Consider the following 12,878-nt stretch of genomic DNA (forward strand, 5'->3'; position numbering starts at 1 on the left):
GGGGAGGACAGGTTCGACCACGCGCCGGGGGAGGGCGTCGGCGGCTGCGCCCACGCGGGCACCGGATCCGGTACGGGGGGCTGCTCGGGCCGCGCCGCACCCGCCTGGTCCTGCGACGCGACCTCCGGCCACGATGTGGGCACGCCCGGCCGCGTCCCTTGCGGTGACGCCTGCGCCGGTCCTTGGTGCGACCCGGGCGCCCTACCGTGCGGTGACCCCAGTGGTGATTCCTGTCCCTGGGGCGCCCATGGGGGGCCGTCCGTGCGCGAGCCGTCGAGGCGGGCGCCGTGGGGAGGGGTGGCGTCGAGAGGGCCGGACCCGTTCTGGCGGGCGGCGGTGCGCGGCGGGTCGGGCCAGGAGGGAGCCTGCGGCGGGGCCTCCGGCCAGGACGGGCCGCCGGGCGCGCCCGAGGTGGCGCCGGGCATGCCGGAGGCGGCATCGGGATTGACGGGCGCGGCATGGGATCCGTGCCGCGGGCGCGCCGGAGCCGGCGGCTCAGGCCACGACGGCCCGGTGCGCGGCGGCTCGGGCCAGGACGGCTCCGGTTGGGCGGGACGGGCGTCGTTCAGGGGAACCTCCGGCCATGACGTCGGCACCGGGGCCGCGGCCCCGGCCTCCGCCGCGTCGGGCCGCGCGTCCCGGTGGGGCGCCTCCGGCCAGGACGCCGGCACGTGAGGTCCGGAATTCTCCGTCGCCATTACTGCCGGCCCTCCCGAGGATCTGTCCGGATTGCCCGTTATATCCGGATTCGACGTATCAGGCATGATCTCATGGGATTTTCCAGGAGATGCAGGTGGTCCCGCAGCGAAACGAGGGAAGCCATGCGGATCGGTCGGCGGATCCTGCAGGGGCAGGTCGGCCTCCGGTCGATGGGGCTCAGCTGGGTGTACCACGGCGCCAAGGCTATTCTCGGGGGACGAATGAGGTCACAACGGATACATCACCATCAGGTCTCACCGGACCTGAAGAGTCCATTGTGCCCGCGGGCCTGCTCGGAGTATCAGCGTTCAGCGGAAGACGTGCGCTAGGCTTGACACATGCGTTCGGCGACCCTGCTTCTTAGCGGGCCGCGACGGCCCTGAGATCTCGCCGTCGCGGCTCGACCCCTCGTTGTCCACGGGGGGTTTTCTTGTGACTCCAGGACGGCGGCGGCGCACCCTCAGGCGGAGGCGCCGCCCGTTTCGAACAAATGAACAGTCGTCGGGGAAGCGATGCCCCCGCCGGGTAAACTCGGCGTTGCTCGCCCGAACCGATGGGCCCGAGTCAAGCCAGAAGGACAGTAGCCGTGAGTGAGTACGACCCGCAGGCGCTGCAGGCCAAGTGGCAGCAGCGATGGGAGGAGCAGGAGCCCTACCGGGCGAGCGAGGACGACGCCGACCCCCGCGAGCGGCGCTACATGCTCGACATGTTCCCCTACCCGTCGGGCGACCTCCACATGGGCCACGGCGAGGTGTTCGCCATCGGCGACGTCGTCGCCCGCTACTGGATGCAGCAGGGCTACAACGTCCTGCACCCGATCGGCTGGGACTCCTTCGGCCTGCCCGCGGAGAACGCCGCGATCAAGCGCAACGCCCACCCCGCGGAGTGGACGTACGCCAACATCGAGACCCAGGCCCATTCGTTCCGGCGCTACGGCATCGCCTTCGACTGGTCGCGCCGCCTGCACACCAGCGACCCCGACTACTACCACTGGAACCAGTGGCTGTTCATCCGCTTCTTCGAGCGTGGCCTGGCCTACCGCAAGGGCGGCCTGGTCAACTGGTGCCCCAACGACCAGACCGTGCTGGCCAACGAGCAGGTCGTGGCCGGCAAGTGCGAGCGCTGCGGCGCCGACGTCGTCCGCCGCGAGCTGACGCAGTGGTACTTCAAGATCACTGACTACGCCCAGCGCCTGCTGGACGACATGGAACAGCTCAACGGCTGGCCCGAGCGGCTGCTGACCATGCAGCGCAACTGGATCGGCCGCTCCGAGGGCGCCGACGTGCTGTTCGAGATCGAGGGCCGCGACGAGCCGGTCACCGTCTACACCACGCGCCCCGACACCCTGTACGGCGCCACGTTCTTCGTCGTGGCCGCCGACGCGGCGCTGGCCGACGAGATCGTCACCGACGAGCAGCGGCCCGCGTTCGAGGCCTACCGCGCCGAGGTCGCCCGGCTGAGCGACATCGAACGCCTGTCCACCGACAAGGAGAAGACCGGCGTCTTCCTGGGCCGCTACGCGATCAACCCGGTCAACGGCGAGCGCATCCCGGTCTGGGCGGCCGACTACGTGCTGTCCGACTACGGCCACGGCGCCATCATGGCCGTGCCCGCCCACGACCAGCGCGACCTCGACTTCGCCCGCAAGTTCGAGCTGCCGGTGCGGGTGGTCGTGCACACCGGCCTGGCCGACCCCGGTGAGACCGGCGAGGCCACTCCCGGCGAGGGCATGCTGGTCAACTCCGGCGCCCTCGACGGCCTGAGCAAGGCCGAGGCGATCCGGACGATCATCGAGCATCTGGAGCGCGAGGGCAGGGGCCGCGGCACGGTCAACTACCGGCTGCGCGACTGGCTGCTGTCGCGCCAGCGCTACTGGGGCACGCCGATCCCGATCATCCACTGCCCCGACTGCGGCGAGGTGCCCGTCCCCGACGAGCAGCTGCCCGTCACGCTGCCCGACCTGCGCGGCGAGGCGCTGGCGCCGAAGGGCGTCTCCCCGCTGGCCAGCGCCACCGAGTGGGTCAACGTCGAGTGCCCCAAGTGCTCAGGGCCGGCCAAGCGCGACACCGACACGATGGACACCTTCGTCGACTCGTCGTGGTACTTCCTGCGCTACTGCTCGCCGGGCTACACCGACGGCCCGTTCGACCCCGCGCAGGTGCGCAAGTGGGGCCCGGTCGACCAGTACGTCGGCGGCATCGAGCACGCCGTGCTGCACCTGCTGTACTCCCGGTTCTTCACCAAGGTGCTGCACGACATGGGCATGCTCGACTTCACCGAGCCGTTCGTGCGCATGCTCAACCAGGGCCAGGTCATCAACGGCGGCAAGGCGATGTCCAAGTCCCTGGGCAACGGCGTCGACCTGGGCCAGCAGATCGACGCGTACGGCGTCGACGCCGTACGCCTGACCATGGTCTTCGCCGGGCCGCCCGAGGACGACATCGACTGGGCCGACGTCTCGCCGGCCGCCTCGCAGAAGTTCCTGGCCCGGGCGCTGCGCGTGATGTCCGAGGTGACCAGCGAGCCGGGCGTGCCGTTCGAGAGCGGCGACGCCAAGCTGCGCAAGGTCACCCACCACACGATCGACGAGGTCACCAAGCTGGTCGACTCCTACCGCTTCAACGTGGCGGTGGCGCGGATGATGGAGCTGACCTCGGCCGCGCGCAAGGCCATCGACTCGGGCCCCGGCCCGGCCGACCCGGCGGTGCGCGAGGCCGCCGAGACGCTGGCGATCATGCTGTCGCTGGTGGCCCCGTACACCGCCGAGGAGGGCTGGGAGCGGCTGGGCCGCACCGGGCCCGTCTCGTTCGCCGGCTGGCCGGTGGCCGACCCCGCGCTGCTGGTGCAGGAGTCGGTCATCTGCGTGGTGCAGGTGGCAGGGAAGGTGCGCGACCGCCTGGAGGTGCCGCCCGGCATCTCCGAGGACGAGCTGCGCGAGCTGGCGCTGTCGTCGGAGAAGGTCGCCCCCTACCTGCAGGGCATGCCGCGCAAGGTGATCGTCCGGGCGCCCAAGCTGGTCAACATCGTCCCCTAGCTAGAGGTTGCGCAGGGCCGGCAGCAGGTCCTTCTCCGCCCAGTCGAAGAAGGACTGCTGCTGGTCGTGCCCGATCTGCACGAGCGCCACGTGGGTGTAGCCGGCGTCGGCGAACTGCTTGACGGCCTGCACGACGGCGTCCACGTCGGCGCCGCACGGCACGCTCTGCGCCACGTCGTCGGGGCGTACGGTGCCGGTGGCGGCGGCGAAGTTCACCGGGCCGGGCAGCTCGGCCATGACCTTCCAGCCGCCCGCGCTCGACCAGCGCCACAGCCGGTGCGCGCGTTCCTTGGCGGCCTCGGCGTCGGTGTCGTAGGAGAGGGCGAGCTGGCCGTAGACCGGCTTGCCCTCGCCGCCGGCCGCGTTGAACTGCCGCACGACCTCCGGCATCGGCTCGTTGACCACGAGCAGGTCGCCGTACTCCGCGGCCAGCTCCGCCGACTGGCCGCCGGAGGCGGCGATGCCGATGGGCACCTGCCGCTCGGGCAGGTCGTAGAGCTTGGCGGAGTCGACGTCGTAGAACTCGCCCTGGTGGGTGACGTACTCGCCGCTGAACAGCTTCCTGATGATCTGGACGGCCTCGGCGAACATCCGGTGCCGGGTGTCCACGGGCGGCCAGCCCTCGCCGATGACGTGCTCGTTGAGGTTCTCGCCCGCGCCGAGGCCCAGCGTGAACCGGCCGTTGCTGAGCACGCCCATGGTGGCCGCCTTCTGCGCCACCACGGCCGGGTGGTAGCGCATGATGGGGCAGGTCACATACGTCATGAGCGGCAGCCGCTCGGTGACCTGGGCCGCGGCGCCGAGCACCGACCAGCAGTAGGGCGAATGGCCCATCTCCTCGAGCCACGGGAAATAGTGGTCGGAGATGACGGCGTAGTCGAAGCCGATACGTTCGGCCGCGGCGGCGTAGTCCACCAGCTCGCGGGCGGGGGTCTGCTCGGACATCAAGGTGTAGCCGATTTGTACCATCTGCCCCGTCTACCCTGGTTTGTCAGGATTAGTGTCCAGGGCGCGGAGATCAATCGCGGCGGCAGGCCCGCCATTCCTCGATGACCAGTCCCAGGCCGATGGCCAGCAGCCAGACGTCCTTGGCGATGCCGAGGCCCTGCTCCGACGGGCGCACACTGTGCGGCCGACGCAGCGCGGGAAGGCGGAGGTAGAGGCCGACCAGGCCCCCCGCGAAGCCCGTCAGCGCGGCCCCGGCCACCAGTGACGGCACGGCCGGTGTGAGCAGGGCGGCGCCCAGGGCCATCTCGGTCTTCGACAACATGCGGGTGAAGGCGACCGGGTCCACGCCCCGCAGGAACGGATAGGCGCTCACCGCCGTGCCGTGCGTGGACTTGGCGGCCTCCTCGTCGGCGCCCGCCTTGGTGAAGCCGGAGTTCAGGATGAAGGCGCCGGCGGCCAGGCGGGGCGGCAGCTGGTGCATCCGAGCGAAGATCCTCATATCCCCTCACAGATTGCGATCGCGGGCGCTCTTCCCCTTCCCTGATATTTCGCGACATGTCCGGCTTGGCGGTTCCTGGGGCGATGCCCGTACGCTGCGAGGGGAATGCGGGGGTAAATCGTGAGCCGCCCTTGGCCTGGCGCATTAGTGTCTAGCTGTGACAAATGGCGCATACCTGAGATACCCGCACCTGCACGATGACCTGGTCACCTTCGTCGCCGACGACGACGTCTGGCTGGCACCGATCACCGGCGGCAGGGCCTGGCGGTTCACCGCCGACCGCGTGCCGGTGTCGAACCCGAGATTCTCCCCCGACGGCAGCCGGATCGCGTGGGCCGGGACCCGAGAGGGCGTTCCCGAGGTGTTCGCCGCCGAGATCGACGGCCCTGAGGGCGACCGGCTGACGCACTGGGGCAGCGCCACGACGGGCGCGTTCGGCTGGACGGCCGACGGCGACGTGCTCGCGATCAGCTCGGCCGGGGAGAGCTCGCGCACCAGGCGCTGGGCGTACGCGGTGCCGCTCGACGGTGGACCGGCGACGCGGCTGCCGTACGGATGGGTGAGCGACGTGGCCGTCAGCGGCGTCAGGGTCGCCACCGTCTCCTCGCTGTGGCGCGAGCCGTCGCAGTGGAAACGCTACCGGGGCGGCACCGCGGGCAAGATCTGGGTGGACGCCGAGGGCAACGGCGAGTTCACCAGGCTGTTCGCCGACAGCACGGCGCAGTACTGGTCGGTGAGCTGGGCCGGCGACCGCATCGTGTTCCTGTCGGACGCCGACGGCACCGGCAACGTCTACTCCGCCCTGCCCGACGGCTCCGACCTGCGCAAGCACACCTCCCACGAGCAGTTCTACGCCCGCCACGCGACCAGCGACGGCGAGCGGGTGATCTACAGCCACGCCGGCGACCTGTGGCTGCTGGAGAGCCTGGACGCCGAGCCGCGCCGGCTGGAGATCAGCCTCGGCGGGCCGCGTCCGGGACGGGCCAGGCGGCCGGCGCCCCTGCGGGCCGGCGACTTCTCCCCGGACGCCACCGGGCGGGCCAGCGCGGTGGAGATCCGCGGCACCGCCCACTGGGTCACCCACCGCGACGGGCCCGCGGGCGTGCTCCGCGCCGAGCCCGGCGTCCGCGTACGGCTGCCGCGCGTCCTCGACGCCTCAGGCCGCGCCGTGTGGGTCTCCGACGCCTCCGGCGAGGACGGCCTGGAGGTCGGCACCCCCGGCGGCGAGATCCGCACGCTCGCCACCGGGCAGCTCGGGCGGGTGCTGGAGCTGATCGCCGCGCCCGACGCCAAGCACGTGGCCGTCGCCTCGCACGACGGGCGGCTGCTGGTCGTCGGCCTGGAGAGCGGCGACGTCCGCGAGCTCGACCGCACGAGCGACGGCGACGTGAGCGGGCTGACGTTCTCGCCCGACTCCGCGTGGCTGGCCTGGACGCACCCGCACGACGAGTCGCTGTCGCAGATCCGGATGGGCCGGGTCGACGGCACCTCCGTGATCGACGTGACGCCGGTGCGGTTCGCCGACTCCGACCCGGTGTTCACCCGTGACGGCAAGCACCTGGCGTTCCTGTCGGTGCGGACGTTCGACCCGGTCTACGACGTCCACGTCTTCGACATGTCGTTCCCGAACGGCTGCAAGCCGTACATCGTGCCGCTGCAGGCCACGACGCCCTCGCCGTTCGACCCCTCTCTGCGGGGGCGCGGGTTCAACGGCGAGGACGACAAGCCCGCCAAGGACGCCCCTAAGGACGACGACGCGCCGCCGCGCACGGAGGTCGACACCGAGGGGCTGGCCTCGCGCGTGGTGCCGGTGCCGGTGCCCGCCGGGCGCTACGCCAACCTGCGTACCGCCAAGGACGCGCTGCTGTGGCTGAAGCACCCGCTCACCGGGCAGCTCGGCGACGGCACCGAGCAGAACGCCGAGATCGTGCTCGAACGGTACGACCTCAAGAAGCGCGCCAAGGCCGAGCTGGGCAAGGAGGTGCGGGCGTTCGAGGTCAGCGGCGACGGCACCCGGCTCGTCCTCAACGGCAAGAACGGCCTGCAGACCCGCGCCGCGACCGAGGGCGACGAGGTGGTCACCGTCGACCTCGACCGGATCTCCGTCCAGATCGACCCCGTGGCCGAGTGGCGGCAGGGCTTCCGCGAGGCGGGCCGGCTCATGCGCGACCACTTCTGGCGCGAGGACATGAACGGCGTCGACTGGCAGGGCGTGCTCGACCGCTACGCACCACTGGTCGAGCGCATCGGCTCCCACTCCGAGCTGATCGACCTGCTCTGGGAGACGCAGGGCGAGCTCGGCACCTCGCACGCCTACGCCATCGGCAACGGCGCCGGCGTCGACCCCCGGCGCCGCCAGGGCCTGCTCGGCGCCGACCTGGCCAGGGACGAGGACGGGGTGTGGCGGGTCACGCGCGTCCTGCCCGGCGAGACGTCCGACCACGCCGCCCGCTCGCCGCTGCTCGCGCCCGGCGTCGCGATCCGTCCCGGCGACGCCATCCTCGCCGTGGGCGGCCGCCCGGTCGATCCGGTACGCGGCCCGCTCGCCCTGCTGGCCGGCACCGCCGACCGGCCCGTCGAGCTGACCGTGCGGCCCGCCTCCGGCGGAGACGTGCGCCGGGTCGTGGTCAGCCCGATCGCCGACGAGACGCCGCTGCGCTACCACGATTGGGTGGACAGCCGCCGCGCCTACGTCAGAGAGGCTTCGGGCGGCCGGCTCGGCTACCTGCACATGCCGGACATGGTGGCCTCCGGGTGGGCGCAGTTCCACCGCGACCTGCGTACCGAGATGGCCTTCGACGGGCTGATCATGGACGTGCGCGAGAACGGCGGCGGGCACCTGTCCGAGCTGGTGCTGGAGAAGCTGTCGCGCAAGGTCGTCGGCTGGGACCTGGCCCGCGGCAAGAAGCCGAAGCGCTACCCGACCGACTCGCCCCGCGGGCCGGTGGTCGCGGTCACCGACGAGTTCGCCGGCTCCGACGGCGACATCGTGAGCGCGGGCATCAAGAACCGCGAGATCGGTCCGCTGGTCGGCACCCGCACGTGGGGCGGCGTGATCGGGATCGACTCGCGCTACTCGCTCGTGGACGGCACCCGCGTGACCCAGCCGCGGTACTCGTTCTGGCTGGCAGGACAGGGCTGGGGCGTGGAGAACCACGGCGTCGACCCCGACATCGAGGTCGTGATCACGCCCCAGGAGCGCGTCGCCGGGCGGGACCCGCAGCTCGACAGGGCGATCGAGCTCGCGCTCGCCGCCCTGGAAGAGCACCCGCCCGCCACGCCGCCGGAGCTGCCGCCCCTGGCGTGAGTCACCAGGCGCGGCCCAGGCGGTCGAGGATCTCGGCGAGGATGGCCTCGGTGGTGGCGAAGTTCAGCCGGACGCAGTGCTCGCCGCCGGGGCCGAACGCCGCGCCGTCGTTGAGCCGGACGCGGGCCTCGCGCTCCAGCACCTCCGCCAGCCCCGGCCGCCCCACCTCCAGCCAGGCCAGGTACGTCGCCTCCGGGATCCGGTACCCCACTCCCGCCGGCAGGCGGGCGGCGATCATGTGCCGGTTGCGGTTGAGCAGCGCCACGGTGTCGGCCAGCCAGGCGTCCCCGTGGCGCCAGGCCGCCACCGTGGCCTCGACGCCGAAGACGTTCGCGGAGCCGTACAGGAAGGGGGGTTCCGCCTCCAGCGCCGCGCGGACGCCCGGGTGACCGAGGTGGGCGACCGAGCAGCGGATGCCGCCCAGGTTGAACGCCTTCGTCGCCGACGTGAGCGTGACCGTGCGCTCGGGGAGGATCGTGGCGAACGGGATGTGCCGGTGCGGCTCGTAGACCAGGTCGGCGTGGATCTCGTCGGAAATCACCAGCAGGTCGTGGCGTTCGGCGTGCTCGGCCAGTTCCTCCAGCTCGGCGCGGGTGAAGGCGCGGCCGGTCGGGTTGTGCGGGTTCACCAGCAGGAGCACCCGGCAGCCGGACAGGTCGGGCACCTCGAAGCGCCACGTGCCGCCGTCCGGGACCATCTGGATGGGGCGCAGGGGGCGCTTCATGAGGTCGAGCGTGCCGAGGAACGGGTGGTAGGCCGGGGTGTGCAGGGCGACGCCGTCGCCCGGGGCCGTCCAGAGGTGGAGGAGCACCTGGAGGGCCTGGTTGATGTCGGTGAACGACCGCACGTGCTCGGGGCCGGCCGCCCAGCCGTACCGCGCGGTCATGCGCTCGGCGAACGCCTCGGCCAGCGGACCGGCGCCGGGCTTGTCCAGCCACGTCGGGTAGCCGAGGTCTCCGCCGGCCCGCCGCCGCAGAGCCTCGACGACGTCGGGCGCGGTCGGCAGGTCCATGTCGGCCACCCAGGCGGGGATGACGCCCGGCTCGACCGCCGCCCACTTGAGGCCGTCGTGCGTGGACTTGAGGTCTACGGGGGGATATGCGTGGTTCACCCGACCATTCTAGAATCGGCGATTGTGATGAGGCGGCGGCGGCGACTGTGGCAGGCTGTGCGGCCATGACGCCCCACCCGAAGGTCGACGCGATCGTCGACACGTACCTCTCCCTGGCCGACGCGGAGGCTCCCGGGCTGGTGGAGGCGCTCTACCTGGAGGGTTCCGCCGCCCTGGGCGACTACCGGCCGACGGCGAGCGACGTCGACTTCGTGGCCGTGACGACCGAGCCGCCGCCGGTCGAGGTGATCGAACGCATCCACGCCAGGCTCGGTGTCCACCCGTTCGACGGCGTCTATCTCACCTGGGACGACCTCCGCCGCGACCCCGCCTCACTCGGGCAGCGTCCGCAGGCGCACGCGGGGCGGCTCAACCGGCGCGGCGACCTCAACCCGGTCACCTGGCACACCCTGGCCCGTCACGGGGTCACCTGCCGCGGCCCCAAGCCCAAGGATCTCGACATCTGGAACGATCCCGAGGCCCTGGCCGCCTGGATGGACGCGAACCTCGACCACTACTGGCGCCGCCTCGTCACCCGCGCCGCCCGCGTCGTCTCGCCGTGGGGGCTGGCCTGTTTCGGCGGGTACGCCACCGTGTGGCTGGTCACGGGCGTCTCCCGGCTGCACTACACGCTGGCGACCGGCGAGCTCACCTCCAAGACGGGCGCGGCCCTGCACGCCCTGCGGACGTTCCCGTCGCGCTGGCACCGCGTGCTCAACGAAGCGCTGCGTCTGCGCGAAGAGGACACTGCCCTTCCGACCGCGTCGAGCCATCTGTCGGGCCTCGCCGACCACTTCGGCGCCCCCCGCCGATCCCTGTACGCCTCCCCCTTCGAGCGCCGCCAGGACGTCCTCGCCTTCGCCACCCACGCGATCACCACCGCCCACACGCTCTACACGACCCGCTGACGACGCACCGCGTGACGTCGATCGGCCCCCTGCATGCGCTGCCGGACGGGTGGAGGCGTACGACTCCGCCAGGCGTACGGCCGGTCCGGGGCAGCGGTGGCACGTTCCGCGGCGCGGCCGGCCCGGTGGCCATGCCACAAGCGCAGCCCGATCACCATCGAGGTGAGCGCGACCGCGGCCCAGATCAGCACTGTGGCGGATTCGTCGGAGGGCCAGGCGATCACGGCGAGCAGCAGGAGCGCGTGACCGGTGCACTTGGCTGCCGAGGGCAGGCGATCAGCCCCGGGCAAGGTGAGGAAGGCCGGCCGCACGAGCACGTAGGTCATCGCGGAGAGCGGCGCCGATCCCAGTCGCGGCCACGGTGGACGCCGCGGGCGGAACCGGAATATGAGGAGCTCGGCCACCATGGTGGCGGTCAGCAACGCCCACAGGGCAATGCTGCGCATCGCGATCGACGTAGTGGTTTCCCCGTACTCGTCCCAGATCCGCGTCGTGATCCTTCTGGCGTAACGGATGTGGTGCCCAGAATCACAACAAGGCCGGCATGGAATGCCCGCCCGGCGGGCTGCCGGCGCAGTTCGCTGACGTGGTCGGGGTGACGTCCAGGTCCTAGGGATCTCGGTCCTTCGCGGTGCCGGATCACCCGGTCGTGGGTGAGGGCGTGCTTCACGAGCTTTGAGGTATTGGCTTCCTCGTCGGTCGCCGTTCGGGATGGATGACCTGGTCGACGTGGATCAGGTCGGGCCGATCGGGTGCGGACGGAGACGTGCGTGACGGCCGAGTGAGTGCGAATCGAGACCGAGCTTGACGAGGTAGCGGGTGACTTCGGGTGGGGCGTCCGACGATCGGGAGAGTGCGAATCGGGACCGGCATTCGATCTCCGGACCGGCTCCTTGGCCGGCTCAGGGCAGGCGGTCTGGGGCCCGCGTTCCAGAGGCCGAGTCTGCGCATCGAGACCTGAGAGCGAGTCGGCAGGCGGGGCGTACCGGAGATGCCCGGGGTGGCGGTGCAGCGGGTGGCAGAGCCGTGGGGTGAGAGGCGTCGCGTGCCGTGGTGGGACGGGCGCCCGGGGCCCTCTGGTGGGCGCCCGGGCCTTCGTCGCGACTAGAGGCGGCGCAGCACCGCCACGACCTTGCCCAGGACGCTGGCCTCGTCGCCCGGGATCGGCTCGTAGTTGGCGTTGTGGGGGACGAGCCAGACGTGCCCGTCCTTGCGCTTGAAGGTCTTGACCGTGGCCTCGCCGTCGATCATGGCGGCGACGATGTCACCGCTCTCGGCCACCGGCTGCTGGCGGACGACCACCCAGTCGCCGTCGGCGATGGCGGCCTCGATCATCGAGTCACCGGTGACCTGCAGCAGGAACAGCGTGCCCTCGCCGACGAGCTGCTTGGGCAGCGCGAAGACGTCTTCGACGCTCTCCTCGGCGAGGATCGGCCCACCGGCGGCGATGCGGCCCACGAGCGGGACGTAGGCGGCCGTCGGGCGGCTGACCGTGGGCTCCTCGGAGCCGGCGTCGGGGTCGACCCACATCACGGGCTCGCCGGGGAGGCGGACCTCCAGCGCGCGCGGCCGGTGGGGGTCGCGGCGCAGGTAGCCCTTGCGCTGCAGCGCCGTGAGCTGGTGTGACACGCTGGACGTGCTGGTCAGCTGCACCGCCTCGCCGATCTCGCGCATGGACGGCGGATATCCGCGTTGTTGCACCGAGTCGCGGATCACTTCCAGGATCTTGCGCTGCCTGGGGGTGAGCCCCAGGGAGTCTCGTCGGCGCACCGCGAGGTCGCTGACCCCGCTTGTGTCATCCCGCTCGGTCATGCTGCTCCTCCTCGCCTGGCGGCCCGCCTCACCGGCGGACCTCCCGGTCCGTGGTCTCGATGTCGCACACAGCGACGTTATCGCTGTTGAAGATCATTCTCAAACAATTGTTCGAGTCTTCCTCGAAATCATCGCCGGTGTGGTGTACAACATCGTACGGGAGTTCGATCGACACCGTGTTCGATTTGCTGATCTTTATTTGGCCTTTTCCTCAGGCCGCACGGCAGGAGGTCATCCATGCGAACGCCCTCACATACGGATACGACCAGCGAAAACACCAATCAGCTCACCTTGCTCGCCGATGCCACCCGGAGTACGGATCGACGGGGAGACAATACGCGCGCGCAGGCCACGCTCCGCCGGAATTCCGGGAAGAGGTCAGGGTCCCGTTCGAGTGGTGGGGTAAGGGCTCATTTGCGCCTTGTCCCGCCGCCGCGTACGGGTGGTGACGACGACATGACGGTGGCGAGCCGGCGCTCCGACCCGCGAGACGGCCCGCGAGAGCGGCCGGTCGGGGAACGGCGGGCCGGAGAGGCTGGCTCTTATACACATCTTACGCT

At 71.3% G+C, this 12,878-nt stretch carries 9 protein-coding genes; 4 read left to right on the plus strand and 5 right to left on the minus strand.

The features are described from left to right. Positions 1-261: 261 nt before the first annotated feature. Together E1286_RS41365 and leuS are read left to right on the plus strand one after the other, a co-directional pair. Positions 262-675, plus strand: coding sequence for a hypothetical protein (locus tag E1286_RS41365; protein ID WP_132621891.1), 414 nt, complete (start codon positions 262-264; stop codon positions 673-675). 577 nt (positions 676-1,252) lie between these two features. Next, entirely contained in the window at positions 1,253-3,733 is a 2,481-nt protein-coding gene (leuS, locus tag E1286_RS41370; protein WP_132621893.1) for a leucine--tRNA ligase, read from the plus strand. On the opposite strand, the gene E1286_RS41375 is transcribed toward leuS, so the two are convergent. Both E1286_RS41375 and E1286_RS41380 read right to left on the minus strand, forming a co-directional pair. After that, a complete protein-coding gene (locus tag E1286_RS41375; RefSeq protein ID WP_132621895.1) occupies positions 3,734-4,702 on the minus strand; it encodes a TIGR03557 family F420-dependent LLM class oxidoreductase in 969 nt (322 codons plus the stop codon). Between the two features lie 49 nt (positions 4,703-4,751). Continuing rightward, on the minus strand, positions 4,752-5,180 hold the full coding sequence (locus E1286_RS41380; protein ID WP_132621897.1) for a hypothetical protein: 429 nt from the start codon (positions 5,178-5,180) through the stop codon (positions 4,752-4,754). A gap of 157 nt (positions 5,181-5,337) precedes the next feature. On the opposite strand from E1286_RS41380, the gene E1286_RS41385 reads away from it, so the two are divergent. Next, positions 5,338-8,487, plus strand: a complete 3,150-nt coding sequence (locus E1286_RS41385; protein WP_132621899.1) for a S41 family peptidase — start codon at positions 5,338-5,340, stop codon at positions 8,485-8,487. Position 8,488: 1 nt separating this feature from the next. Here E1286_RS41385 and E1286_RS41390 read toward each other — a convergent pair whose 3' ends face one another. Continuing rightward, positions 8,489-9,598, minus strand: coding sequence for a MalY/PatB family protein (locus tag E1286_RS41390; RefSeq protein ID WP_246075618.1), 1,110 nt, complete (start codon positions 9,596-9,598; stop codon positions 8,489-8,491). Between the two features lie 65 nt (positions 9,599-9,663). On the opposite strand from E1286_RS41390, the gene E1286_RS41395 reads away from it, so the two are divergent. Then, positions 9,664-10,506, plus strand: coding sequence for a nucleotidyltransferase domain-containing protein (locus E1286_RS41395; RefSeq protein ID WP_165970150.1), 843 nt, complete (start codon positions 9,664-9,666; stop codon positions 10,504-10,506). On the opposite strand, the gene E1286_RS41400 is transcribed toward E1286_RS41395, so the two are convergent. Both E1286_RS41400 and lexA read right to left on the minus strand, forming a co-directional pair. Then, positions 10,491-10,952, minus strand: coding sequence for a hypothetical protein (locus E1286_RS41400; protein ID WP_132621903.1), 462 nt, complete (start codon positions 10,950-10,952; stop codon positions 10,491-10,493). The genes E1286_RS41395 and E1286_RS41400 overlap by 16 nt on opposite strands. A 658-nt stretch (positions 10,953-11,610) precedes the next feature. Next, positions 11,611-12,318, minus strand: a complete 708-nt coding sequence (lexA, locus tag E1286_RS41405; RefSeq protein WP_132621905.1) for a transcriptional repressor LexA — start codon at positions 12,316-12,318, stop codon at positions 11,611-11,613. Positions 12,319-12,878: the final 560 nt, after the last annotated feature.

This window comes from Nonomuraea terrae, from assembly GCF_004348995.1.
GTDB classification, from domain to species: domain Bacteria; phylum Actinomycetota; class Actinomycetes; order Streptosporangiales; family Streptosporangiaceae; genus Nonomuraea; species Nonomuraea terrae.

What these genes read in the sequence shown, in the direction of transcription:
- E1286_RS41375 (WP_132621895.1), bottom strand. Translation starts at nt 4,702, where the DNA reads ATGGTACAAATCGGCTACACCTTGATGTCCGAGCAGACCCCCGCCCGC.
- leuS (WP_132621893.1), top strand. Translation starts at nt 1,253, where the DNA reads ATGGGCCCGAGTCAAGCCAGAAGGACAGTAGCCGTGAGTGAGTACGAC.
- E1286_RS41395 (WP_165970150.1), top strand. Translation starts at nt 9,664, where the DNA reads ATGACGCCCCACCCGAAGGTCGACGCGATCGTCGACACGTACCTCTCC.
- lexA (WP_132621905.1), bottom strand. Translation starts at nt 12,318, where the DNA reads ATGACCGAGCGGGATGACACAAGCGGGGTCAGCGACCTCGCGGTGCGC.
- E1286_RS41380 (WP_132621897.1), bottom strand. Translation starts at nt 5,180, where the DNA reads ATGAGGATCTTCGCTCGGATGCACCAGCTGCCGCCCCGCCTGGCCGCC.
- E1286_RS41400 (WP_132621903.1), bottom strand. Translation starts at nt 10,952, where the DNA reads ATGCGCAGCATTGCCCTGTGGGCGTTGCTGACCGCCACCATGGTGGCC.